The sequence below is a fragment of the Clostridium sp. Marseille-P3244 genome, from assembly GCF_900120155.1.
Classification (GTDB): Bacteria; Bacillota; Clostridia; order Lachnospirales; family Lachnospiraceae; genus Mediterraneibacter.
Map to the genome: position 1 here is coordinate 2,326,886 of NZ_LT635549.1, position 26,139 is coordinate 2,353,024.

The window sequence follows — 26,139 nt, forward strand, 5'->3', positions numbered from 1 at the left end:
TTTTACAGTCCATCCTTTCGTAAATCTGTCACCCTCTTCGCCTTGCCTTCAAACCGCTTCAGTGAATTCGGCGCCACAAGGCGTATCTGTGTCGCAAGACCCAGCTGAGATTTTAACGCCGCTTTGATCCTGCCTTCCAGCTCGCTCAGCTTCCCGTAGCTGTCCAGAAGCCGGTCATCGATCAGCTCTACCGTGATCGTCATCACATCCAGACGGTTCTTCCGCTCTACCAGGATCTCATAGTGAGGCCCAATCTCATCGATCATGAGCAGCACTTCCTCGATCTGAGTCGGGAACACGTTGACGCCGCGGATAACAAGCATATCGTCGGCCCGTCCTGAAATATTCTCCATCCTGCATGTAGTACGCCCGCATTTGCATGGCTCATACATCAGCCGGGTCAGGTCGCCGGTCCGGTATCTCACAAGAGGCAGAGCCTCCTTGCCCAGACAGGTCACGACCAGTTCTCCATGTTCTCCCGGAGGGAGCACTTCCTCGGTCTTAGGATCAATGATCTCCGGGATAAACCAGTCTTCATTCACGTGCATGCCGCACAGCTCGGTACATTCTCCTGCCACACCGGGGCCGCACAGCTCGCTCATTCCATAATTCTGTGTACAGATAAACTGATCCCCCCATACTTTGTGCATCTCATCACGCATGGGCTCTGTCATGCCTTCACCGCCGAACAGCCCGATATGGAGCTTTAAATCCTTTGCGGGATCGATGCCCCGGTTCCGGATCTCCTCTCCCAAGTGAAGCGCATAAGATGGGGTGGCCACCAGAAGCGTCACTCCCATATCCTGAAGGAACATGATCTGCTTCCTCGTATTTCCCGAAGACATGGGAATCACGGAAGCCCCGATCTTCTCCAGCCCTCCGTGAAGGCCGAGGGCTCCCGTAAAGGTACCATACCCAAATGAGATCTGAGCCACATCTTCTGCCGTGGCCCCGCCCATACAGGCGATCCTGGCAACATTGTTCAGCCACATGTCCAGATCATTTCGTGTATATCCGACTACCGTCGGTTTCCCGGTCGTGCCGGAGCTTGCATGATATCGTATGATTTCCTTCTTATCAACCGCAAAAAGTCCGTCCGGGTAATTCTCCCGGAAGTCCGCTTTGTATGTAAACGGCAGTTTTTTCAGATCTTCCAGTGTCTGGATATCCTCCGGTTTTACGCCCGCGGCATCCATCTTGTCACGGTAAGGTTTTACTCTGTCGTAAATATAGCGGACCGTCTCCTTAAGCTTCTTCAGCTGGATCGCTTCGATCTCGGCCCTTGGCAGAGTCTCCTCCTTTGCCCAAATCATTGTGTATACCTCCTTCGATGTAAACATTCGCCTCTGCATAGTATAACACATTACTTTGTCGAGTTAAAGTACTAAATTTAAGTTTGTTAGGGGGATGGATGTGGACGCCGTAGAAAAGCTTAAGGGACTCAGCCTCCGCCGTCAGGCAGAGCTTAAGTCCCTTTATATTAAGCCCCTTTATATATTCCCGGATTTAGCAAAGCGGATATTTCTCTGTCAGTTCTGCCGCCATCTTCCTTGCGGCTTCCACATTGTCTTCACTTTCAATGACCATTGCGATGATCTCCGCGATCTTGTCCATGTCATCTTCTTTCATGCCTCTTGTAGTAACTGCAGGTGTTCCAAGCCTTACACCACTGGTCACGAACGGAGAACGCGGATCATTGGGAATGGTATTCTTGTTACAGGTGATGTGGGCGTCATCCAGCCGTTTCTCCAGCTCTTTTCCGCTTACATTCTTCTCTGTCAGATCCACCAGCATCAGATGATTATCTGTACCATCGGATACAATCTTGACTCCCCGCTTTTTCAGTCCTTCACAGAGGGCTTTCGCATTCTTCAGGATCTGCGCCTGATATTCCCTGAACTCCGGCTGGAGTGCTTCCTTGAAGCAGACTGCCTTGGCAGCGATCACATGCATCAGAGGTCCTCCCTGAATCCCCGGGAAGACAGCCTTATTAAAGTTGAACTTCTCATTCACTTCATTGCTGGAGAGAATCATTCCGCCACGGGGTCCTCTCAATGTCTTATGGGTTGTAGTTGTGGTCACATGTGCATAGGGGATCGGACTCGGATGGAGACCTGCCGCTACCAGTCCCGCTATGTGGGCCATATCCACCATCAAATACGCGCCGACTTCGTCCGCGATCTCCCGGAACCGTTTGAAATCAATGATCCTGGCATAAGCGCTGGCACCGGCAATGATAAGCTTGGGTTTACATTCTTTCGCGATGGCAAGAACATTGTCGTAATCGATCACGCCCTTGTCATTCACTCCATAAGGTACGATATTGAAATATTTTCCGGACATATTGACCGGTGAACCATGTGTCAGATGCCCGCCGTGATCAAGGTTCATACCCATCACGGTATCCCCCGGTGTCAGCATGGCAAACATGACTGCCATATTCGCCTGGGCTCCGGAATGAGGCTGTACGTTTACATACTCACAGCCGAACAGTTCTTTTGCCCGCTCTCTGGCAAGATCTTCCGCCACGTCAACACACTGGCAGCCGCCATAGTATCTCTTACCCGGATAGCCTTCCGCATACTTGTTTGTAAGAGGGCTTCCCATCGCCGCCATCACAGCCTTGCTCACCCAGTTTTCGGACGCGATCAGCTCAATATGAGAATTCTGTCTCTCCATCTCGTGCTGTATCGCTTCGGCGATCTCCGGGTCTGTGTTCCTGATTTCATCAAAATCGTACATTTCCTTATCCTCCATGAATTTTTCTGCCAGATGCCGGCCCGATATCTCCATTCTTATATTTCAGAAAAACATCTGCCATCTCGCCGCACACTGAACAGAAATTATTATAACATAAAGATCAAGGGTACGTCTATGACTGATCTGTTGAAGTTCCCAAACTTCGTCTATGGAACCATATCATTCAAATTTGGGGGGCTGTATTTCCGAACATACAGAAAGAAGATGTCTCCTTTCCGAAAAGTATCCGGACGAAACATCTTCTTTCCTGTCAGCCCTCGGTAAAATATAAGGAAAGGAGGGCGAAATTAGTTGTTTTTCTTTGTCCTTTTGGTAATGACTACAGACACTGTGATAATACCTGCGATCCCTACGATTACGAACAGAGCGATTCCCATGCCGCCAGTAGCTGGAAGGGTAAATCCTTCATGGTTTTCTACCGCGATGATTGCCGTTCCTGTGCTCGCTTCCAGTCTGGTCGTAAAAGTGCTTCCTCCAGATGAAATCGGTTCATCATTTACAGTAAGGTTGAAATTGCCTCCTGTTGTAGCCTCGATCCCTACCTTGATGGGATCTGCCAGCAGTGTGTATCCTGCCGGAGACTTTGTCTCTACCAGCCAGTAAGTCCCTTCATCCAGCTTCTCAAAACTCAGCTCCCCGCTTGCGTTGCTCGTCTGAGCCGTCCCAACCTGATGCTGGAGATCCTCATCTGAGTACAGTTCAAACTCTGCGCCTTCCAGAGCCTTCTGTCCACCATCTGTAGTAAACTTCTCTACTTTGAAGTTAAAGCTGTATACATTCACTTTCGGTGGCTGTGCCGTCGTCGTTGATCCCGGATTATTATTGTAGGTCAGCGTTACCTGGTTCCCGTTTCCTGTAGTTCCGGATATTGCGTTCTCCGTTACCTGCGCATAGTACGTTATCACTACATCCTTTCCCATATTGTCCTGGATATAGTCTTTTACAAATGCGATCGTCAGGTCTGCTCCTGATCCTGTCACATCACTGGCTGTCTTTGTATATGTATCAGCTCCTGCTGTCACGGCACCTCCATCTACCGTCACAGTCACCGGGTGGGTTCCGTCATCCTGGATCTCCAGCCCGTCATCCATCACGTCCGTGATCGTAAATGTTACATCACTGTCAAAATATTCTTCCGGGTATTCCGGAATCGTGGTCGTCACCTGGTATTTCACAAAATCTCCCACGGTGATCGTACCGTCCTGCTCCGCGCCCTCTTCTTCTCCGGCCAGCTCTTTGTCGATGCTGATCTTTGCGTTCTTCGGCTCTGCCACTACATCGTATACCCATTCCGTTCCCTGGGCACTCCCGTTGTTATAGTTGTTCGTGGAAGGCACCGCGATCAGGAACGGGCTCCCTGCCACATAGGTTTCCGGCGCTGCTGTCTCGATCACCAGGTAGTAGCCCAGATCCAGTCCGCTGAACGTAGCGGTTCCTGAATCATTAGTGGTCTGGCTGTCAACCGGATCCGCAGCCTCTGCCGCTGTCACCAGCTGATCGATCAGCCCTTCCAGCTGGGTAGCTGAGTAGTTGCCAAGGTCATCCGGATCCACACCTGCAAGCACGCTCTCAAATCCTGCCGCCGGCTCATACTCCGCGTAGTTTCCCGCATTCGCTCCCGGAGTCAGGCTCATGACCTGATAGATCGTAAATGTTGCGCCTGCAAGAGGTGTGTCCGCTGTCTCCGCTTTCTTGTTGATGGTGATGCTTCCCGTAGTCGGAGTGGCCTCAATAGTAGGCGCTGCTTCCGCCTTCACCGGCGCCAGCAGGCTCCCGCATCCAAAGACTGCCGCCCCCGCCAGGCACAGTGCCAGGGCTTTTGCCGCCCATCTTGTTGTTCTGCTCTTCTTCATTTCTTTCTCCTCACTTTCTTCTGAGCATTCATTCCTTCTTTATATTAGTTCCATAATATATGGCTGTTGCCGCATAATTCTTACTCTTCTGCCCGTGGTCTTTTTCCCATTTTCCACAATATGAATAACAAAGTAGCCAAGGCCGTCAGAGTGCCTCCCATTATCAGAAATCCACCTTCACTTCCTGTCAAAGGCAGGGAAAAATTCTTACTATTATAAATTTTCATATGAATTTGATCATTGGATTCTGCCGCACGTACAATATAAATCTGATCTTTTGGATCTTCTGAGGTAATATCTTTGTTGTCAACAGATACTGCCATCGTATCTCCATCCCAACTAACATCTATCTTTACTGGATTAGCCAGCAGCTGATATCCATTGGGAGCTTTTGTTTCTACTAAATAATAAGTACCTTCCTTCAAGTCTGAAACTGTAATTTCACCCTCTGAATTTGTGGTATACGGCTCGTCCTGGACAGGGTTCTGATTCATTTCGCCCTGGTACAGCATAAATTCTGCCCCGGAAAGATCATCTCCACTGCTCCTGTCTTCTTTTAAGAGGTGCAGGTCAAAAAACTGTTCTTCCGTTTTTGTATTTTCTGCTGTAACACACTGATATAAAAATTGAGAATTTCTGTTATAAGTCAGACTTATCTCAACAGCCCCTGTAATCTTATTATCCCGAACATATGTATTTAACGCATTTTCAGCCTCTGCTATACTTCCATATTCTTCTACGACTGGCTGAAGACTGCCATCTAATGAGTGATAATTGATTTCTACACTTTCAACGATATCTTCTGCTTCATCATCCGAAAAATCTTCCATAAGATTACTAAGACATATCTCTACTGCATCTCTCATCTGCCAAGTTACATATGTTTCATTCTCTTGAGACTCTGCCTGCACTATGCTGCCATCGGCGCTTTCATAATCCAATGACTTTTCTCCACCTGAAAGATAAGGTTCTGCTGCACCTACTGTGGCTGTAATTTTTTCTGTATTTAATTCATAATTTTCAGGCGCTTTTGTCTCCACAAAATAATAAGTACCAGGCTCAAGATTATCCAAGCGTTCTGTATAACCTGGCAAGGATTCTGTTTTATATTCCTGAGTCACTTCATCATAGACTTCTACTTCTCTTGTAGCTGTCTCTAGATTTTCCCTAATCAGTTCATCCTCTCCTGTATCATTTTGTTTATACAGACTAAAGACCGCTCCATTCAACGCCTCGCCTGTCTGTTCGTCTATTTTTCTGAGCTGCAGGCTGCCGGTGCTCCCATTGGAAATTTGCACGTTGTCAAAAATCGTAAATGTAGGAAAAAGCATGGGTGCCATGGATGTTACATTAGGTGCTTCCATTCCCGACTCTGCATTTACACTCCATGAACGAAAGGCTAAATCCATAGCAGCTCCTATAAAAGGGCTGCAACTCCTTGTTAGATTTGTAAAACGCGCGTCAATGTTTTCATTTTTATTTGGCCCGTCGGCTGTCTTTTCAACAATAATTTTGGCATCCTCAGAAAGATCTGCGTTTCCGGCTCCTTCCGCTGTTATCTGTATCCAATCTATTGTCACATACTCTGCGTCTGGTTCCATAGAATCATATTGAACAAACCCTACCCTTAAGAAACCGTCATATCTTTCTGTATCCTCTCTTTTATAGTAAAACTGCAGATCTGCCGGATCCACATATGTCACATCACTACCGGTTAAATCTTTTATTTCTAGATAACCGAAATATTTGCCTTCAACATCATTAGCAAAGCAACGAATAGGGTTATTTTTTAACTCTATTGAAACTGGACGGTATTTCCATGACCCAATATCTGTGCAATATACATATCCTCCAAAATGAAAAGGGTCTTCCATACAGGCATTTATAAGAGGGGTCAGATCCTCTATCAAATTGTTATAAAAATCTATTTCATAAGTTGTATCAGCAGTCGTTGCAATTTTTAGGTATTGAATACCTTCTATACTTTTTATTTTTTCCGAATCCGGAGTACTGAAGCTCTTTTCAGCCTCAATAGGGCCCTGATAAGTTTCGAGAATTTCCTGCACCGTTTCCGGAGGATCATTTGGATTTCCAGCAAGCCATCCGTATTCTTCAAAAGCGTCATATATTGCTTTTCTGAAATTTGCATCAGGTACCAGGCTGACCAGCTCGGGATCATCTGGGGAACTGATGCTAACACCATCTGCCAATGGTTCTGTTATATTGACGTTGCTGTCAGGTTCCCCCTCCTTCTTAATCTGACTCTGTTCTGACAAAGCATCATTTTCTTCCGGTTCCTCTGCATTTTCTGTGCTCTGAGTATCTGCCTGAGTTTGTTCCGTATCTGCCAGCACAACACATGTAGAAAGAGAAAGAAGTATTGCTCCAGCCAGCACAGCACTCAGCATTTTCTTTAACATTTTATTCATCTGCGCCTTCCTCCTTTCTCCGCCTCCTCATAAAAAGGATCGCTCCTGCCACAACCGCAGCACCGGCAGGAATCAAAGCCCGGACTCCGGTCTGCGTGTCATCTCCTGTCTGTACTGAAGTTTCTTTGTCAGGAGCAGGCTCTTCTGGCTCTTCTTCCGGATAGGGAGATGCCTTTGGCTCTGATACCACCTCATAGATGGGTCCCTCCATCTGTCCCTCTACCTCTTCCCAATATGGCAGCTGCACAAGGAAAGGCGCGATCCTTCCATAAGGATTGTCCTCCTCTGCGCAGATCAGATAGACTCCCGTCTGAACCTCTTCAAAGATAACCTGACCGGTCTGATTCGTTATTCCTATCCTGTCTGGCTGCCCGGATTCTGTCAGAACCATATCCGCGATTTTCTCTGCAGCTTCATCCAGACTCTGGCTGTCCTGTGGATATTCCGGAATCCCGTAACTTTCATCGATTACCGGTGTCCCGTACTCATTTACAGTTCCCACCTTCCAAAGGCTGAACTCTACGCCTTCTGTGGAAGAATTTTCTGCTTCCAGATTCTTTAAGATCAGGCTGATGCTTCCTGTCTCCTGTTTTTGTCCTATTTCTTCTGACGCAGATACAGGCAACACATTCAATATAGCCAGCAGCAGCGTCACGGCAAAAATATGCCATCCTATTTTCCATTTTTTCATCTCAATCTCCCACTTGGAATCTTGTCCCTCATGTTCCTTTAATTATTACGCATATAATTACATTTGTATTTTATATTACCATTTATAGGTATAAATTGCAATATGATTATAATGTTTACTTTTTAATACCGTCATACACGATTCTGCTTTTTTCGACTTTTATATCTGTGTCTCCACTCCTTCGCTTTTTTCTTTTAAACAGAACAAAAATGCGCAGAAAAAGAGCAGGGTACATATTTCTACATACCTTGCTCTCTTATAATCCTGGCAGTATATCCTACAGGTCGAAAAGCGACAGCTGATTGCTCTGGGGCAGTCCGCCGAACAGGCCCAGCTCCTGCATAAGGTCGATCACGGTCTTACTGACTTTGGTTCGCTGCCGGAAATCGTCCAGTGACAGATATGGCCCGTCCTTGGATGCTTCTTCCACTGCTTCCGCGGCTCTGTCGCCCATTCCTTCAATGGTAGCCAGAGACGGCAGGAGTTTTCCGTCCACGATCTGGAACATTTTCGCTTTTGAGCGGTAAATATCGATCGGAAGGAACTCAAACCCTCTGGCATACATTTCCTGGACGATCCTCATATCCTTCATGACATCCTGCTCTTTTTTGCTGAGGGTGTCGCTGCGCTTTTTGTAATCTTTCATATAATATTCCAGTTTGTCGCGGCCCTGGCACATGATCTCATAGGAGAACGCGTCCGCGCGGATACTGAAATACGCCGCATAGTAAGCCAGGGGGTAATTGATCTTACAGTAAGCGATGCGGTAGGCCATCATAACATAGGCCGCCGCGTGGGCTTTCGGGAACATGTAGCTGATCTTCTTGCAGGACCAGATATACCAGTCCGGCACGCCCTGGGCCTTCATGGCCTCCTCCCACTCAGGCTTCAGTCCTTTTCCCTTCCGCACGCTCTCCATGATGGTAAAGGCAAGCGCGCTCTCCACGCCCTGGTTGATCAGATAGATCATAATATCGTCACGGGTACAGATCGCGGTTGAAATCGTCGCTTTCCCGCTCCTCACCAGTTCCTGAGCGTTTCCGAGCCACACATTGGTCCCGTGGGACAATCCGGAGATACGGATCAGGTCAGACAGAGTCTGCGGCTTTGTATCTTCCACCATCTGGATGACAAAGTCCGTGCCGAACTCCGGGATCCCCAGGCATCCCAGCCTGCATCCGTCAATGTCCTCCGGCTTGATCCCCAGCACTTCTGTTCCATGGAACAGCTCGATCACCTGCTTGTCGTCCAGCGGGATCTCCGTGGCGATGAACGGATGATCTTTATTATACTCATTGTCCATGGCGTCCGATGTGATGTAATCTTCCAGGGAACGGATCATCGTCGGATCATCATGGCCCAGGATATCCAGCTTCAGCAGGTTATGGTCGATGGAATGGTAGTCAAAATGCGTGGTGATGATCCCGCAGTCCATGTCATTGGCCGGATGCTGCACCGGAGTGAACTCATTGATATTGTGTCCGTGGGGCAGCACTACGATGCCGCCCGGGTGCTGTCCGGTGCTGCGGCGGATCCCGGTACACCCCGCCGTGATCCTGTCGATCTCGCATTTCCTCTTGCGCTGTCCGTGCTCTTCATAATAATTTTTTACATAGCCGTAGGCAGTCTTGTCAGCCAGCGTTCCGATGGTCCCCGCCTTGAATGTATGTCCTTCCCCAAACAGGACTTCCGTATATTTATGTGCTTTCGCCTGGTAATCACCGGAAAAGTTCAGGTCAATGTCCGGTTCCTTGTCTCCCTTGAATCCCAGGAACGTCTCAAATGGAATGTCAAACCCGGCCTTTACCAGCGGCTCCCCGCACACCGGGCAGTTTTTGTCCGGCATGTCGAATCCGCAGCCTCCCGCGTAAGCGCGGACTTCCTCGGACTCAAAATCACTGTAGTGGCATTTTTTGCAGTAATAATGGGGGCTTAACGGATTCACTTCTGTGATCCCGGCCATGGTGGCCACAAAGGAGGAGCCCACGGAGCCACGGGATCCCACCAGATATCCGTCATCATTGGATTTCCACACCAGTTTCTGGGCTATGATATACATCACCGCATAGCCGTTGGATATAATGGAGTTCAGTTCCTTCTCCAGCCGCTCTGACACCTGCGGCGGCAGATCCTCGCCGTACATCTCGTGGGCTCTGCGGTAGCAGATGTCTCTCAGCTCCTGATCCGAATTTTCGATCACCGGCGGGCACTTGTTGGGATTCACCGGCGAGATCTTCTCCACCATCCCGGCGATCTTCACCGGATTGTCGATCACGATCTCCCGGGCCTTCGCCGCTCCCAGATAGGAAAATTCCTCCAGCATCTCCTCGGTGGTGCGCAGAAACAGAGGCGCCTGGTTGTCCGCGTCATCAAACCCTTTGCCGGCCATGATGATCCTGCGGTATACTTCATCCTCCGGATCCAGGAAATGAACGTCACAGGTCGCCACCACCGGCTTTCCGAACTTCTCGCCCAGTTCCACAATCTCCCGGTTGATATTTTTCAAGTCTTCCTCTGAGTTCACATCCGGCGTCCGGTCACTGTCGATCATGAATCGGTTGTTCCCCAGAGGCTGGATCTCATAGTAGTCATAAAAATCCGCCAGCCGCGCGATCTGCTCCGGTGACCGTTTCTCCAGCACTGCCTGATACAGCTCTCCCGCCTCGCAGGCGCTTCCGATGAGAAGCCCTTCCCGGTGTTCGTTCAGCAGACTCTTCGGGATCCTGGGCCGCCTTGCGTAGTAGGTCAGATGAGACTCTGTAATGAGCTGATACAGATTATATCTGCCGATATCATTCTTCGCCAGGATAATGATATGGTGTGTGGGCATCTTGCGGATCGCGTTTACATTCCGCCCGCCATACTGATTGACCTCTCTTAGGGTGGTGATGTTCTCTTTCTTCAGCATCTCCACGAATTTTACGAAAATCTCCGCCGTGGCCCCGGCGTCGTCCACCGCCCGGTGATGGTTCTCCAGGGAAATATTTAGCGCCCTGGCCACTACGTTCAGCTTATACTTTGACAGAGTGGGCAAAAGCACCCGTGCCAGAGCGACTGTATCCACGTATACAAAATGATCATCCAGTCCCATAAGCCTGCAGTTCTGCTCAATAAATCCCACATCAAACCCGGCATTATGGGCCACAAGGGCGCCTTTGCCGATAAATTCCATAAACTGTGGCAGAACCTCTTCTATCGGCGGGGAGTCCAGCACCATCTCGTCCGTGATCCCGGTAAGATTGGTGATTTCAAAGGGAATGGGCCTCTCCGGATTTACGAATGTGCTGAACCGGTCCACGATCCTGCCGTCTGCGACTTTCACCGCGCCGATCTCAATGATCCTGTCACGGATCGAGCTGAACCCGGTGGTCTCGATATCGAATACGATATAGGTGTCATCCAGAGTTTCCCCTCCCGCATTCACCGCGATTTCCGTCAGATCGTCCACCACATATCCCTCCACTCCGTAGAGGATCTTAAATGGATCGTCTTTATCCAGTCTCTCGATATAATGATTAGCATCCGGAAATGCCTGGGCCACTCCGTGGTCCGTGATCGCAATGGCCGGATGTCCCCAGTCGTGGGCCCGCTTCACGATATCCTGCACTTCGGATACTCCGTCCATATCGCTCATCTTCGTGTGGCAGTGCAGTTCCACCCGCTTCACCGGGCTTAGATCTTTTCTTGTAACTGTAAAGTCTCCGATCTTTTTGATGCCCGTCACCGAGCCGATGGTAAGCTCTCCGTCAAACTTGTCTATAGTGGTGACTCCCTTGATCTTGACGAAAGCGCCTTTCTTCAGTTCGCCCAGCAGATCGGGGAGCTGTTCGTTCCTCGCAAACATCTTCACCATGATGGTATCTGTGAAATCTGTCACCGCGAACATGATGATGGTCTTTTCGTTGCGGATCTCTCTCGTCTCAAACCGGATGATCTTGCCGTGGACAGTGATCTCCCCCATCTCTGAAACGATCTGTTCCAGAGGCATCGGCTCGTCATCAAAACTTCTTCCGTAGATCAGATTCGGATCGTTCCCGGTCTTAAGCGGACGATAGGCTTCTTTCTTGCGGAAAGTCCCCTTCCCTGAACCCCTTCCTGCATTTTTCCCGCCTCTGCCGTTTCTCCCCGCAGCGCCTGTCCCGGCGGAGGTACCCGCGGCACTGCCGGCTCCCTTCGTTCCTGCCTCAACGGAGAGATTCCCGGTACGATTCCCGCCGATATCTTCTCCTCCATCTTCCGGAGTATTTTGATCCGTACCAGAACCGGACGTCTCACCATGCCCCAAGCTGTGGGCAAAAATGGCTTCGATCTCCTGCCGGATCCGCTGTTCCTCATACTCTCTCGTGCTTTCTCCATCCGGCTCCCGGTAGGTCACGCGGATATCCGCGTCCATGTGCATCCGCTCTTTAAAAAGCCGGTTCAGATAATTCAGGATCTCATCCTTTCGCCCCTCGGAAACGACAGTGTCAATGAGCTCCAGACAAACCACGTTATCCTCCCCGTACCGGATCTCCGCCTGAGCGAACATACTGGCAGCCAGCATGCTGGTCTCCTTAAGCTCCATCAGGATGCTGTCCCGGTACTCCTCCATCAGGGTCCGGGGCGTGTACTGCCCGGAAAGGGCATACTCCTCCTCGATTCCTACATCCACGGGACTCCTGCCAAACAACTGTTCTTTGATCCGCTGTTCCATCTGCCGGATCTGCTTCTTCTGGATCAGATGGCGGCTGTATATGTACACGTGAAGAAAATCACGGCGCGAATTGGTCGTGATCTTCCTGACTTCCACATCTGAAAAGAGGATCCGGGTATCTTCTTCCACCTTCAGAGTGGGAAACACCTGAAAAAATATCCTGTCATTCTTTACCTGTTCCAATTTAACAGCTCCTGTCTGAGAGTGTCGAGAAGTTCTTCTTCCTTTACCTTTTTTATGATCTGTCCTTTTTTGATCAGAAGGCCCTCCCCGATGCCTCCGGCGATCCCGATGTCCGCCTCCCGGGCTTCTCCCGGGCCGTTTACCGCGCATCCCATGACGGCGACTTTAATGTCCAGCGGGATGTCTTCCACCATTTTCTCCACCTGTTTTGCCAGACCGATCAGGTCGATCTTCGTCCTTCCGCAGGTGGGGCAGGACACAACCTCGATGCCGCCCTTCCTCAGCCCCAGTGTCTTCAGGATCAGCTTCGCGGTCCGGATCTCCTCTACCGGATCTCCCGTCAGGGAGACACGGATCGTATCGCCAATTCCTTCGTGCAGGATAATCCCCAGCCCTACGGAGGACTTTACATTTCCGGAATATACTGTCCCGGATTCCGTAATCCCCACGTGAAGAGGATAGACGCACTGCTCGGCGATCTGCTCATGGGCCTGCACGCACATCATCACGTCCGAAGATTTGATGCTGACCACCAGGTTGTCATACCCCATCTCCTCGATCATATGGACTTTGTCCATTGCGCTCTCCACCAGTCCCTCTGCTGTAACACCGCCGTATTTCTCAAGGAGATGCTTCTCCAGAGAACCGCTGTTGACGCCCACCCGGATGGGAATGCCGTACTCCCGGGCCTTGTCCACAACTGCTCTGACTTTTTCTTCCGATCCGATGTTCCCCGGATTGATCCGGATCTTATCCGCGCCATTCTCAATGGCCGCGATCGCCAGCCGATAATCGAAATGAATATCTGCCACCAGTGGGATATGGATCTGCCTTCTGATCTCCCGGAGCGCGTGTGCCGCCTCCATGGTGGGCACCGCGCACCGGACGATCTGGCATCCCGCCGCTTCCAGCCTGAGGATCTGCGCCACTGTGGACTTTACATCCTCAGTCTTCGTATTCGTCATGGACTGAATAGCCACAGGGTTTCCTCCGCCGATCTTCACATTTCCGACAGCGATCTCCCTGGTCTTGTCTCTGTACATACCGTCATCCTCCTGATTACAACAGAAGAGTTCCGCAAACGGAACTCTTCCTGATCTTCCAAGCTGTCATCCGGATCTTCTGTCCGGATCTCTGCAGAATACGTCCGCCAGACGTCTATCTGCGCGTAAATTCCATCTGATCCCCATATTCCCGCTCAGTAAGCGTCAGCGTATTTCTCTCCAGATTATAGTCGTAAGACCCTGCCAGATCTCCCTCCGAATATACAGTGAATACCTTTGTCCTGGTGTCCACCGTATACTGCACCATGATATTGTCCGATCCGGTCCCTTCATCCACGACCAGCTCTCCGTCATCCCTGATCTCCATCACGGCGCCGTTGTCCTCGCTGACCCAGGTCCCCTCCAGAGGATTTCCCGTAAAAAGCTTGGCGATAAAAAACACGGCCACAATGATGATCAGAACGGAGGACACGCTCAGAACGGTCCGCCAGAGTGTACTTCTTTTTTCCTCATTATTTTCCAGAATCATAGAATATTTCCCTTCTTTTTCTGTCTTTCATTATACGAAATTCATACGGGACTGTCAACGTTCGAAAAGGCAAGCCCACTCTTGCAAAAATCGTGAAAAAATAGTATAAATACTATGGTCTTTAAAATAAGTATATGAAGAAAGGAAAGGATTTACGAACATATGTTAAAAAAACAAACCAACACTTTCAATCCCCTGCAGTTCCTGTACCGGATCATCCAGGGCGCGCTGATCGGTCTCGGAGCCGTACTCCCCGGCATATCCGGCGGTGTTCTGAGTGTGATCTTCGGCATCTATAAACCGATCATGGAGCTTCTGTCCAATCCGTTTAAAAATTTCAGGACCCATGTACCGAAGCTTATTCCTGTTTTTATCGGAGGCATCATCGGCTTTCTGGGTGTGGCAAATATTCTTTCCTACTTCCTGAATAAATATCCGGATCCGTCTGTCTGTCTCTTTATCGGACTGATCGGCGGCATGCTGCCCTCACTCTTCCGGGAAGCAAGTGAACAGGGCCGGTCAAAAGGTTCCTGGATCTCCCTGATGGTCTGCATGTGCTTTATCTTCGTGCTCCTCATCGGGCTGCGCATGACATCCGTGGAGATCGTGCCAAACTTTTTCTGGTATCTGTTCTGCGGATTCTGCCTCGCCTTAAGCGTTATCGCTCCGGGCATGAGTTTTTCTACACTTTTGATGCCACTGGGGCTGTACACTCCTTTTGTAGACGGGATCGGACACTTTGATATGGCGATCCTGGTTCCAGGCGGAATCGGGGCCCTTGTCACTGTGATCCTGCTGGCCAAAGCGATCAACGCTCTTTTTGACCGTCACTATTCCATCGCGTTCCATGGTATCGTCGGCATTGTCATTGCGGCTACGATCATGATCATACCTGTAGACAGTTTTCTGTCGGCAGGAAGCGCTTTTGTCAACCTGATCTGCATCGTAGTCGGCATCATCTGCGCCCTTGCTCTGGACAGATTTAACAGCCGCGTCCAAGTGGAGTAAAAGCAAAACAGGGCTTCCGCAGACTGCCGGTATTCTCACCGGCCGGTCGCGGAGCCCTGGCTCTCTTTCTGACAGATCCTGGCTCTGTCCTTTTTATCTACAGTATTTTTTTCTTAAAGAATCAAACAGCAGATCCATCTCCTCTTCTGTGCCCACCGTAATCCTCAAATACTGCCCGATCCTTTCCTCTTTCCAGTGTCTCACATAAATCCGCTCCGCCTTCAGCTCTTCAAAAAGTTGCTCTGCGTCGCGGTGCGGGTGGCGGACAAAAAGAAAGTTTGCCCTTGACTCCGTACACAAAAATCCCATATCCCGAAGTTTTTTCTGCGCATGTTCTCTTGTCTCTGTGATCCTGCGGATATTTTGTTCAAAGTAGTCCCTGTCCTTTATTGCGGCTGCCCCGCAGACCAGAGCCGCCCGACTCATGGTATAAGAATTGAAGGAATATTTTACATCGTTCAGCCGCCGGATCAGATCCGGATTGGAAACGGCATATCCGATCCTCATGCCGGCCATGCTCCGGGACTTGGAAAAAGTCTGGGTCACGATCAGGTTGTCATATTTTCCGATCAGATCCATGGCAGATCTGCCGGCGAAATCCACATAAGCTTCATCCACGATCACGATCGAATTCCGGTTATGTTCCAGAATATCCTCTATAAAATCCTGTTCTTCATAAATTCCTGTCGGCGCGTTGGGATTGGGGAATATAATTCCTCCGTTTTCCCGGTAATAGTCTTCCCTGACAATACGGAAATCCGTATCCAGCGCCGGACACTCGTACGGAATCCGGTACAGGCCGGCCCAGACTTTATAAAAGGAATAGGTAATATCCGGGAACAGGATCGGCTTTCCCGAATGGAAAAAGGTCAGGAAACAAAGGGAGATCACATCATCGGATCCTACCCCCACAAACACCTGATCTTCCCCCACGCCGTAATTCTCTGCCAGCGCCTTTACCAGCACACTGGATGCCGGATCCGGATACAGACGGAAATCCGCCGGATCCAGAGAGTCCAGCGCCGCTTTCACCCCGGGGGCAGGCGGATACGGATTCTCGTTGGTATTTAGCTTAACTACATTTCCCCGGGGCTGTTCTCCCGGCACATAGGGATCCACTGTGCGGATATTTTTCAGAAGTTCTGGTCTGACTGCCATTGATTTTCCTCCCTCAGTTCTTCAGTCCGTACTCTTCTGCCAGTGAGGCAAATTTCGGAAGGGAGTTTACGATCGTCTCATGGGCGACGCAGTACGCGATCCGGACATATCCCGGGCATCCGAAAGAACTTCCCGGCACAATCAGGATATTGTATTTTTTCGCTGCGGCACAGAATTCCTTTTCATCGGCTACCGGAGATTTCACAAAGAGATAGAACGCCCCTTCCGGCCGGATACATTCAAATCCCAGATCTTTCAGTCCATTGTACAATGTCTCCCGGTTCCTGTTATAGAAGGAGATGTCTGTCTTCTCATTTAAGCAGGCCTTCACCACTTTCTGCTGAAGGGTCGGCGCGTTTACAAATCCAAGGATACGGGTGGCCACATTTGCCGCCGCGATCAGATCCCCGCTGTCGGACGCCTCATCGGGAATGATCAGATATCCGATACGCTCTCCCGGAAGAGAGAGGGATTTGCTGTAGGAATAACCCACTACCGTATTGGCATAGTATTTCGTCAGATAAGGCACTTCCACCCCGTCATAGGCCAGCTCCCTGTAGGGCTCATCCGAGATCAGGTAAATGTCCGTTCCGAACTCTTTCTGCTTTTTCTCCATGACGGCAGCCATCTTTTTGATCGTATCTTCCGAGTAGACGACTCCTGTGGGATTGTTCGGCGTATTGACGATCACGGCTTTCGTTTTCGGCGTGATCTTTGCCTCAAATTCATCAAGCTTTGGCTGGAATGTGGCTGTGTCCGGAGAGATCTCCACCAGCACGCCGTCATAATTGTCCGTATAGCTCCTGTATTCTCCAAAATAAGGCGCAAACACGATCACTTCATCTCCCGGGTTCAGCAGAGCTTTCAGGATCACGTTCAGTCCTCCTGCCGCTCCCACGGTCATGGTAATATTGTGGGCCCCGAAGCTCGTCCCGAAGCGCCGGTTCAATGATTCTGCCACCGCCTGGCGGACATCCTCATATCCGGCATTGCTATTGGTATATCCGTGAAGGACTACCGGATCTTCTTCATTCAGAAGCTCAATGATCGCCTGTTTCACGGAATCCGGAGCGGGCACATTGGGATTGCCCAGGCTGAAGTCATATACGTTTTCCGCTCCATACAGCTTTGCCAGCCGGTTTCCTTCCTCAAACATAGCCCGGATCGCGGAACTGTTTGCAACCATATTTTGCATTTTCTTTGATATCATCTCTCTCACTCCGTTTCTTTTACGATTCCTTTTTCCTCCAGGAACACCGGCCTGTAGGAAAGCTTTGCTTTCCGAAGCCCCTCTGCCCCGGTGTCTTCTTCTCTGTTCACATATTTATAATCTGTACACTCGTGCTGGACAAACTGCTGATTGATCATGGGATACGCCCCTTCCACATCCGGGAACGCCTTCTCGATATGCACGACAAACGTGTCTTCGCACAGGGGTTCTCCCAGCGTGAAAGCTACGATCTTCCCGCCAATCTTAAGAACACCGCCCCTGAGCCCCAGCTCTTTGTACAGCCGCAGAGAATTCAGCGTCACGCACATCTCCGCGTTCTTATCGGGATCCTCCTCACAGCCGTTCTGGTTTCTCCATTTCAGCGCCATCTGGAAACAGTCTTCCACGTTGTCATCGTTCAATGCCTCATAAGTCCAGTCCGGATACAGGGCCTTGAATTTATTAATATGATTGCGCTTTCCATGAAGTTTTTTCCCCGCAAGACTCGCCAGTTTCTCCGACTCATACACATAATCCGCCACATCCCGGTTATACTCTACTGTAAACCGTCCCGGATACCATCCGTCCAGCTGGGCGAACATCTCCGGAGTCACATTGTACAGGATGAAGGGACAGGCATTCTCCCTGCAGTACTCCATCAGGAACTCCAGGGCATTCTTTATATTTTTCTCCTCTCCCGCAGGATAGGAAAACGCCAGAAGATCTCCTTCATTTCGAAAGACGAGGGCGTCTTCGATCACAGCATAAGTTACTTTATAGTGTCTGGACCACAGGTACACATTTACAAAAGTACGTTCACAGCTCCGGCTGGGCGCCTTTGAAAAATAAGCAGTGATCAGATCCCTGTCCTCCAGTTCCGGCCGTTTAAATACTGGTTCTGTCATCGCTGTCACTCCTCCATCTTCGCCAGCTTCGCGGTCTGATCCGCCGCGATCAGGCTGTCTATGATCTCATCCAGGTCGCCGTTCAATATCGAATCCAGTTTATGCAGCGTCAGCTTGATCCGGTGGTCTGTCACACGTCCCTGGGGGAAGTTGTAAGTCCGGATCTTCTCGGAACGGTCCCCCGTACCGATCTGGCTCCTCCTTGCTTCCGCCTCGGAGGCCTGCTGCTTCTCAAGCTCCAGGTCATACAGCTTGGAGCGGAGCAGCCGGAACGCCTTCTCCTTGTTCTGGAGCTGTGACTTCTCGGTCTGGCTGTAGATCACGATCCCGGTAGGATAGTGGGTCAGACGCACCGCTGAGTCTGTGGTGTTGACGCACTGCCCGCCGTTTCCGGAGGCGCGCATCACGTCGATGCGGATGTCCTTCTCATCGATAACCACATCCACTTCCTCCGCTTCCGGCATGATCGCCACCGTAACGGTGGATGTATGGATCCTGCCGCCGCTCTCCGTCTCCGGCACCCTCTGGACACGGTGAACTCCGCTCTCGTATTTCAGTCTGGAGTAGGCGCCCTGACCTGTGATCATGAACACGCACTCCTTGAAGCCCCCGATGCCGTTCTCATTCAGAGAGATCAGCTCCGTCTTCCATCTCCTGCTGTCGGCGTAATGGACATACATCCGGTAGATCTCCGCCGCGAAAAGCGCCGCTTCATCACCGCCGGCCCCCGCGCGGATCTCAACGATCACGTTCTTGTCGTCGTTGGGGTCCTTCGGAAGGAGCAGGATCTTCAGCTCCTGTTCCAGCTCCTCCACTCTCTTTTTGGATTCATTCAGCTCTTCCTTTGCCAGCTCCCGCATCTCCTCGTCTGATTCATCCTCCAGCATGGCAAGGCTGTCCTCGATATTCTGGTTACAGTTTTTATACTCGGTGTATGCTTCCACGATAGGAGCCAGGTCACTCTGCTCCTTCATGAGCCTGCGGAAACGTTCCTGATCGTCCGCGGCTCCGGGCTCCTGCAGTTCTCCCATCACTTCCTGATACCGGATCAGAAGATCCTCCAATCTGTCAAACATATTCCTCTTCCTTTTCTATACTCTTCTCTTTTGACAACACTCTTCCACTATACACGCCGTACACTACACGGTCAAGCCCTGCCAGATCCTTTTTCACCCGGATCCTAGCATAGCCGGACGCGCGCATCAGCGCCGATACTTCCTCTGCCTGATCCCATCCGATCTCAAACATCAGATATCCCCCCGGCTCCAGATACTCCCGGCTCTCTCTGATGATCTTCCGGTAAAAGTACAGCCCGTCTTCTCCGCCGTCCAAAGCAGCCCGCGGATCATAAAGCCTTACTTCTTCCTGGAGCCCGTCGATGTCTCCCGTCCTGATATAAGGCGGATTGGACAAAATCATGCCAAACTTTCCGCCAAGATCCTGAAACAGATCACTTCGTACAAAATCCGCCCGGATCCCCAGGGCAGCCGCATTTTCCGCCGCTGTTTCCAGCACCTTTTCTGACAGATCGCTCCCGATTCCCCGAATCTCCAGATCCCTGTTCTTATCCTGAGACATCCAGTAAAGCACACTGAGAAGGATGCAGCCCGAGCCGGTGCACAGATCCAGAACGCGCAGTTTTCCTTCCTGCATGGGAAGCCCTTCCTCCCGAAGGATCTTCAGCGCTTCTTCCACCAGGATCTCGGTATCCTGGCGAGGGATCAGCACATGTTCATTTACCCGGAACTTCAGTCCCATAAATTCCTGGCTTCCGGTAATATGCTGCAGGGGGACATGCCCGGCCCGCCGTTCAATGTACGCCGCATAACGGCTGTGATCCGTTTCCGGGATCTCTCTTTCGGGATCCGCGTAATAGCGGGCCCGGGAGATGCCGGTCACCTGTTCCAGCAGATACCACGCGTCCAGATCCGCTTCCGGGATCCCCGCGTCCGAAAGCCTGTCTCTTCCCTGTCTGTAAGCTTCCTTAAGCGTCATAGGTTCTCCTTCTGCCAGGTACGCCAGTCAAAGACTTCCTCCACAGCCCGGATCCCCACCTCGATCATGTCGTCGTCCGGCTCTTTGGTGGTCATATTCTGGACCCAGAGACCGGGCTGGCTCAGGACATTTATAAAAACATTGTCCGTTCTTCCCGCCAGACGGATGATCTCGTAGGACACGCCCGCGATCAAAGGCAGCAGCAGGATCCGGAGGAGAACTCTCATGACCTGCGACTCTGCCGTAATAAAGAAGCAGAAGATAATACTCACGATCATTACAAAAAACAGGAAACTGGTGCCGCAGCGTTTGTGCTGTTTGGAACTCTTCCGCACGTTCTCCACGTTCAGCTCCAGCCCGTGTTCAATACAGTTGATACACTTGTGTTCCGCGCCATGGTACATAAACGTCCGTTTGATATCTTTCATCCTGGAGATCAGGAATATATAGAGCAGAAAGATCCCCAGCCGGATCACGCCTTCAAAAATAATCACCACTGTACGGGATGAGGTATACATCTCCACCAGTCTGCTCAGATAATACGGAAGCACCATAAAAAGCGCCACCGCGATCACTACAGCCGCAGCGATGGTCAGAGTCATGAACAGGCTGTCCTTTTTATCCTGTTTCGCCGCCTCTTTCTCTGTCATCTCCTGCTCTTCTTCCTCCTCATAGAAGGAGGCAGAATACGTAAGCGTCTTCATTCCCACGACCAGGGAATCCACAAAGTTAAATATCCCGCGGATAAATGGGATTTTCAGGGGTGCCTTCCAAGGGATCACATTGTGATACTCCTTCACCTCCACGGCAATCTCCCCGTCCGGTTTGCGCACGGCCACGGAATATTTCCCGCCGTTCCGCATCATAATGCCTTCCAGGACCGCCTGCCCGCCTATATTCGATGATTTCATGATCCCTCCCTGCTCCTTTCGTTCTCTGACTTGTCTTTCTGTTCTTGTCACGAACGATGCCTGACCTTTCTCTTCAAAAAGGCCAGGCATCGCTGATCATCCGTTACAAAACAGGCTGAGATGCTTCCACCCCAGCCTGATGTGTCTGTTCTTATTTAATACCGTATTTCTTGTTGAACTTGTCAACACGACCGCGTGCCTGTGCTGCTTTCTGCTGTCCTGTATAGAACGGATGGCATTTGGAGCAGATCTCAACGTGGATGCTTTCCTTTGTAGAACCTGTTACAAATGTATTTCCACAGTTACAGGTCACTGTTGCCTGATGATATTCTGGATGGATTCCCTCGCGCATGATTTTCACCTCTCTATTTTAAAATACTAATTATAATCTCTAAACAGCTTTTTTATTCTATCATAACATGTTTTTTTTTGCAATAGTTTTTTAGATAAACTTCTGCCGGTTCACCTGGTGTACCAGCTCTGCGTTGGATTTCGTCCGGGTGAACATATTCAGCAGATTGTCCACAGCCTCTTCGGACTTCATACCGTTCATGGCCCTGCGCATGATGTAGATCGCGTCCTGCTCTTCCCTGTTCAGAAGAAGATCCTCCCGCCTGGTCCCGGATTTCGGGATATCGATGGCCGGAAATACTCTGCGTTCCTGAAGCTTGCGGTCCAGGATCAGTTCCATATTTCCTGTGCCTTTGAACTCCTCATATACCACATCATCCATCTTACTTCCCGTATCCACCAGCGCTGTTGCCAGGATTGTCAGACTTCCGCCTTCCCTCATGTTTCTCGCCGCTCCGAAAAACCGCTTGGGACTGTAGAGCGCCGCCGGATCAAGGCCTCCGGAAAGAGTCCTTCCTGATGGCGGAACAATCAGATTATATGCGCGGGACAACCTAGTAATGCTGTCCAGAAGGATCATTACGTCTTTTCCGTGCTCTACCAGCCGTTTTGCCCTTGAGATCACCATCTCTGACACCCGCTTGTGATGCTCGGGAAGCTCATCAAAGGTAGAATGGATCACTTCCACATTGGGACCGGATATGGCTTCCTTGATATCCGTCACTTCCTCCGGTCTCTCATCGATCAAAAGGATAAGAAGATGCATATGGGGCTCTGTCTTCTGAACAGACAGGGCGACCTCTTTTAACAGCGTGGTCTTCCCTGCTTTCGGAGGAGAAACGATCATTCCTCTCTGCCCTTTCCCGATGGGGGATACCAGATCCATGATCCGCATGGCTGTGCTGCTGCCCGGCGTCTCCAGACGGATCCGCTTGTTGGGGAAGATCGGAGTCAGATCTTCAAAATTTTTGCGCTTCATGGCTTCCGCCGGGCGAAGCCCGTTGATCGTTGATACATACAGAAGGGCACTGAACTTCTCTCCCTGGGTCTTTACCCTGGTATTCCCGGTCAGAATATCTCCGGTCTTCAATCCGAATCTGCGGATCTGGGCCGGTGACACATACACATCATTTTCTCCCGGCAGATAATTATCACTCCGGATAAACCCGAAACCATCCTGCATGACTTCCAGGATCCCATTTGCAGTGCACCCGCTGTCCAGCTGTTCAATATCTGTCTCGGCCTTCTTTTCCTTCAACTCTTCCCGGACTTCTTCTTTCGCCTCTGAAGCGGCCTCCTTCTGCTCCTCCTGTTCATCCAGGGCAAGCATGGCATCGATCAGTTCCCCCTTCTTCAGACCTGAAACGCCTTTCATCTTCCTTGCTTTCGCCAGGTCTCTCAGTGTTGCCAGCGGCAACGATTCATACTTTTCTCTCGTCATGATACTTTCCTTTCAAAAAAACATTGCTGAACATTGAGTGCTGCCACTCATTACTGTAAACTGGTATAAAATGCTTCGGGAATTCTTGTCTGAATAGACTTAAAATCGATAACTTGCATTAAATATGGGATTATTATACATTTCAATTGTAGCATTGTCAAGATAGGATAAGCTTGAGTTTCCGCAGAATTATTCCCTCAGACAAATCTGCTGCGTTTTGTTATCCACAACTTTCAAAAAATGGCCAAAATATAAGGAATCCTGTCCCTTTTTGATGTAAAATTAAGCTGCAAAACAAAAACCTTACTAAACAAAAAGAAAGGGGATTCCTTATGGCTAATTCTACATCAATTACCTACCGTTTGAAAAGAAAAATTTTGACTTTTACTAATAAAATCTCCCGCAGACTTTCGAAACCAGATCGGAAGTTCACAGCAGATATGGTTTATGGCATTCTGGCATCCAGAAGCTGTCTGCTCACTGATATTTCCGACCAGCTTCATGAAACGGTACATAAGGTGAATACTGTAAAACGGCTTTCAAATCATCTTTCGGAAGGAACGCCGGCTTCTGCTGCCGCTTCTTATCTCCACACCGTAAAGAGACTCGTTCCCTCTGAACCAGTGGTCCTCATTGATGAAAGTGATATCGTAAAACCAGATGGAAAACAGTTTGAAGCTCTTGGTATCGTTCGCGATGGTTCTGAAAGCACACAGACGAAAAGTGTTTATAAAAAAGGATACCATGTAACAGAGGCCTGTGTCCTGACTGCCAACAAGCATCCTGTCAGTGTTTTTTCCATGATCCATTCTTCTGTTGAGAAGGACTATAAATCTGTAAATACCATCACATTTGATGCGATCAAACAGGCATCTGCTCTTTTCGGAAAGGCCACCTTTGTTATGGACCGCGGTTATGATGACAATAAGATCTTTCTCATCCTCGACCATCTGAAGCAGGATTACGTGATCCGCCTGAAATCCAACCGGAAACTTCTTTATCACAACAAATGGACAAAGGCAACGGAACTGCAGAATCGGAGGAAAGGGAAAGTAAAAGCGGATGTTTTCTATAAGGGAAAAGAGCATACCGCATATCTTTCCCACGTAAAAGTTCAGATCACTGCCTCCCGGAAAAATATTTATCTGGTCCTGGTCTATGGGATCACGGAACATCCCATGATGCTGGCTACAAACAAAGAGATCCGTTCAAAGGATGATGTGATCCGCATTGCCAGAACTTATTTTTCCAGATGGCGGATCGAGGAATATTTCCGTTGTAAAAAGCAGACCTATCAGTTTGAAAATTTCCGTGTAAGAAAACTGGAAGCCATTAATGCGCTTAACTTTTATATTACTTTAGCCATGGCATTTTTAGCTCAGGAAGAATTAAGTCCTGAGACAAACGCCCTGAAAGTTTCAATCATACAGGAAGCAGACCCGATCAAGGAAAAAGTCAGTTTCTGCTATTACCGGCTGGCAAAAGGCATCTCCGGCATACTGTCACATGCCAAAGAGGGCATCCGGCTCTGGTACAGGACAAAGCGTCCGACATACCGTCAACTCTGCCTTAAGCTGACCGCCTGAATAGATAAAAGTATATGTCTCCCAAAGCCCGGTTCCGGCGGGGCTTATAAAAGTGCCTCTACTCTCGGTGCTGCCATTCTAAATCTCTCAAAAAATGGGCAGATTGGTACTTTAGAAAGACATACTCATCTTTTTAGTACAATCTGCGGAAACTCAAGAGGATAAGGGACAGGGTGAACCCGGATTTGGGACAGGGTGAAATCGAATTGGGGACGTAGTAAAATTGCATTTTACTACGTCCCCAATCGCGATTATATTCTTGCGACTCCGCTTTCTTTCGCTGCCTGAGCCACTGCCTTGGCCACTGCTTCCTTTACGCGCGGATCAAATGCCGGCGGAAGGATATAGTCTGCGCTCAGCTCGTCATCTTTCACAAGATCTGCCAGTGCGTAAGAAGCCGCGATCTTCATCTTGTCATTGATGTCGGAAGCCCGCACATCCAGAGCTCCGCGGAAGATTCCCGGGAATGCCAGTACGTTGTTGATCTGATTTGGGAAGTCGCTCCGCCCGGTAGCGACGACAGCTGCTCCCCCTGCCTTTGCCTCATCCGGAAAGATCTCCGGTGTCGGATTGGCGCAGGCGAATATGATCGGATCGGAAGCCATAGACTGCACCATTTCTTTTGTCATCGTACCAGGCGCGGAAACGCCGATAAACACATCTGCTCCGCGGATCACTTCCGCAAGGGTTCCTTTCTCACAGTTTTTATTCGTGATCTCTGCCATTTCCTCTTTGATCGGATTAAGATTCTCTCTTCCTTTGTAGATCGCTCCAGTATGGTCTGTCATGACCACATTTTTTGCTCCCACCGCGCACAACAGACGGATGATAGCGATCCCCGCAGCGCCGGCGCCGCAGGTAACGATCTTCACATCTTCGATCTTCTTTCCGGTCAGCTTCAAAGCATTGAGCAGACCTGCCAGAGTGATCACTGCCGTACCGTGCTGATCATCATGGAAGACCGGAATGTCACACCGCTCTTTTAACTTCTTCTCGATCTCAAAGCAGCGGGGCGCGCTGATATCCTCCAGGTTCACGCCTCCGAAACTTCCTGCCAGCAGCGCCACAGTGTTTACGATCTCATCGACATCATTGCTTCTGATGCACAGCGGGATCGCGTCCACATCGCCGAAAGCTTTAAAAAGGACACATTTTCCTTCCATTACCGGCATACCTGCCTCCGGTCCGATATCTCCCAGTCCCAGCACGGCACTTCCGTCAGTGATCACGGCAACGGTATTCCAGCGGCGGGTCAGTTCATAGCTCTTGCTGACATCTTTCTGGATCTCCAGGCAGGGCTGAGCCACTCCGGGAGTGTAGGCCAGAGACAGAGCCTCTTCGCTGTCCGCGGCCACCCGCGGCGTTACTTCAATTTTTCCTTTACAGTTATAGTGTAATTTTAAAGATTCTTTTGCATAATCCATAACTAAGC

General features: G+C 49.9%; 19 protein-coding genes. 2 read left to right on the forward strand and 17 right to left on the reverse strand.

Annotated elements, in window-relative coordinates:
• Positions 1–2 precede the first annotated feature (2 nt).
• From BQ7367_RS12905 to BQ7367_RS12940, 8 genes are all read right to left on the reverse strand, one after another.
• The gene (locus tag BQ7367_RS12905) at positions 3–1,313 is read right to left on the reverse strand and encodes a phenylacetate--CoA ligase family protein (protein ID WP_072525809.1); all 1,311 of its coding nucleotides are present in this window, start codon (positions 1,311–1,313) and stop codon (positions 3–5) included.
• 193 nt (positions 1,314–1,506) lie between these two features.
• On the reverse strand, positions 1,507–2,742 hold the full coding sequence (gene glyA / locus BQ7367_RS12910) for a serine hydroxymethyltransferase (RefSeq protein WP_072526216.1): 1,236 nt from the start codon (positions 2,740–2,742) through the stop codon (positions 1,507–1,509).
• Positions 2,743–3,047: 305 nt separating this feature from the next.
• Positions 3,048–4,613 (reverse strand): SpaH/EbpB family LPXTG-anchored major pilin, encoded by a 1,566-nt coding sequence (locus BQ7367_RS12915; RefSeq protein ID WP_072525810.1) that lies wholly within the window; start codon positions 4,611–4,613, stop codon positions 3,048–3,050.
• 80 nt (positions 4,614–4,693) lie between these two features.
• Complete coding sequence (locus BQ7367_RS12920) at positions 4,694–7,042, reverse strand: LPXTG cell wall anchor domain-containing protein (RefSeq protein WP_072525811.1); 2,349 nt, start codon at positions 7,040–7,042, stop codon at positions 4,694–4,696.
• Entirely contained in the window at positions 7,035–7,733 is a 699-nt protein-coding gene (locus tag BQ7367_RS12925; protein WP_072525812.1) for an isopeptide-forming domain-containing protein, read from the reverse strand. Before BQ7367_RS12925 ends, BQ7367_RS12920 begins: the two co-directional genes overlap by 8 nt.
• A 277-nt stretch (positions 7,734–8,010) precedes the next feature.
• Complete coding sequence (locus tag BQ7367_RS12930; protein WP_072525813.1) at positions 8,011–12,609, reverse strand: PolC-type DNA polymerase III; 4,599 nt, start codon at positions 12,607–12,609, stop codon at positions 8,011–8,013.
• The gene (gene ispG / locus BQ7367_RS14855; RefSeq protein ID WP_072525814.1) at positions 12,597–13,652 is read right to left on the reverse strand and encodes a flavodoxin-dependent (E)-4-hydroxy-3-methylbut-2-enyl-diphosphate synthase; all 1,056 of its coding nucleotides are present in this window, start codon (positions 13,650–13,652) and stop codon (positions 12,597–12,599) included. Before ispG ends, BQ7367_RS12930 begins: the two co-directional genes overlap by 13 nt.
• A 115-nt stretch (positions 13,653–13,767) precedes the next feature.
• Positions 13,768–14,142: a hypothetical protein gene (locus BQ7367_RS12940; RefSeq protein WP_072525815.1), complete on the reverse strand. Its 375-nt coding sequence runs from the start codon at positions 14,140–14,142 to the stop codon at positions 13,768–13,770.
• A 162-nt stretch (positions 14,143–14,304) separates the two neighbouring features.
• On the opposite strand from BQ7367_RS12940, the gene BQ7367_RS12945 reads away from it, so the two are divergent.
• Positions 14,305–15,150 (forward strand): DUF368 domain-containing protein, encoded by an 846-nt coding sequence (locus tag BQ7367_RS12945; protein ID WP_072525816.1) that lies wholly within the window; start codon positions 14,305–14,307, stop codon positions 15,148–15,150.
• 93 nt (positions 15,151–15,243) lie between these two features.
• On the opposite strand, the gene hisC is transcribed toward BQ7367_RS12945, so the two are convergent.
• The 8 genes from hisC to rho all read right to left on the reverse strand — a co-directional run bounded on the left by hisC (position 15,244) and on the right by rho (position 23,121).
• Complete coding sequence (gene hisC / locus BQ7367_RS12950) at positions 15,244–16,308, reverse strand: histidinol-phosphate transaminase (RefSeq protein ID WP_072525817.1); 1,065 nt, start codon at positions 16,306–16,308, stop codon at positions 15,244–15,246.
• A gap of 13 nt (positions 16,309–16,321) precedes the next feature.
• The gene (locus BQ7367_RS12955; protein WP_072525818.1) at positions 16,322–17,518 is read right to left on the reverse strand and encodes a pyridoxal phosphate-dependent aminotransferase; all 1,197 of its coding nucleotides are present in this window, start codon (positions 17,516–17,518) and stop codon (positions 16,322–16,324) included.
• A 5-nt stretch (positions 17,519–17,523) separates the two neighbouring features.
• Entirely contained in the window at positions 17,524–18,423 is a 900-nt protein-coding gene (locus BQ7367_RS12960; protein ID WP_072525819.1) for a DUF2156 domain-containing protein, read from the reverse strand.
• 5 nt (positions 18,424–18,428) lie between these two features.
• Positions 18,429–19,499 (reverse strand): peptide chain release factor 1, encoded by a 1,071-nt coding sequence (gene prfA / locus BQ7367_RS12965; RefSeq protein ID WP_072525820.1) that lies wholly within the window; start codon positions 19,497–19,499, stop codon positions 18,429–18,431.
• Positions 19,492–20,418 carry a peptide chain release factor N(5)-glutamine methyltransferase gene (gene prmC / locus BQ7367_RS12970; RefSeq protein ID WP_072525821.1) on the reverse strand — a complete coding sequence of 309 codons (927 nt, stop codon included), beginning with the start codon at positions 20,416–20,418 and terminating at the stop codon, positions 19,492–19,494. Before prmC ends, prfA begins: the two co-directional genes overlap by 8 nt.
• Positions 20,415–21,329: a DUF1385 domain-containing protein gene (locus BQ7367_RS12975; protein WP_072526217.1), complete on the reverse strand. Its 915-nt coding sequence runs from the start codon at positions 21,327–21,329 to the stop codon at positions 20,415–20,417. The genes prmC and BQ7367_RS12975 overlap by 4 nt, the downstream gene beginning before the upstream one ends.
• Positions 21,330–21,480: 151 nt before the next feature.
• A complete protein-coding gene (rpmE, locus tag BQ7367_RS12980) occupies positions 21,481–21,681 on the reverse strand; it encodes a 50S ribosomal protein L31 (protein WP_072525822.1) in 201 nt (66 codons plus the stop codon).
• A gap of 90 nt (positions 21,682–21,771) precedes the next feature.
• Positions 21,772–23,121 carry a transcription termination factor Rho gene (gene rho, locus BQ7367_RS12985; RefSeq protein ID WP_072525823.1) on the reverse strand — a complete coding sequence of 450 codons (1,350 nt, stop codon included), beginning with the start codon at positions 23,119–23,121 and terminating at the stop codon, positions 21,772–21,774.
• A 440-nt stretch (positions 23,122–23,561) separates the two neighbouring features.
• Between rho and BQ7367_RS12990 the strand changes: the two genes are divergently transcribed.
• Positions 23,562–24,707 carry a transposase gene (locus BQ7367_RS12990; protein ID WP_235837530.1) on the forward strand — a complete coding sequence of 382 codons (1,146 nt, stop codon included), beginning with the start codon at positions 23,562–23,564 and terminating at the stop codon, positions 24,705–24,707.
• Positions 24,708–24,958: 251 nt separating this feature from the next.
• Here BQ7367_RS12990 and BQ7367_RS12995 read toward each other — a convergent pair whose 3' ends face one another.
• On the reverse strand, positions 24,959–26,131 hold the full coding sequence (locus tag BQ7367_RS12995) for an NAD(P)-dependent malic enzyme (RefSeq protein WP_072525824.1): 1,173 nt from the start codon (positions 26,129–26,131) through the stop codon (positions 24,959–24,961).
• Between the last annotated feature and the right edge of the window lie 8 nt (positions 26,132–26,139).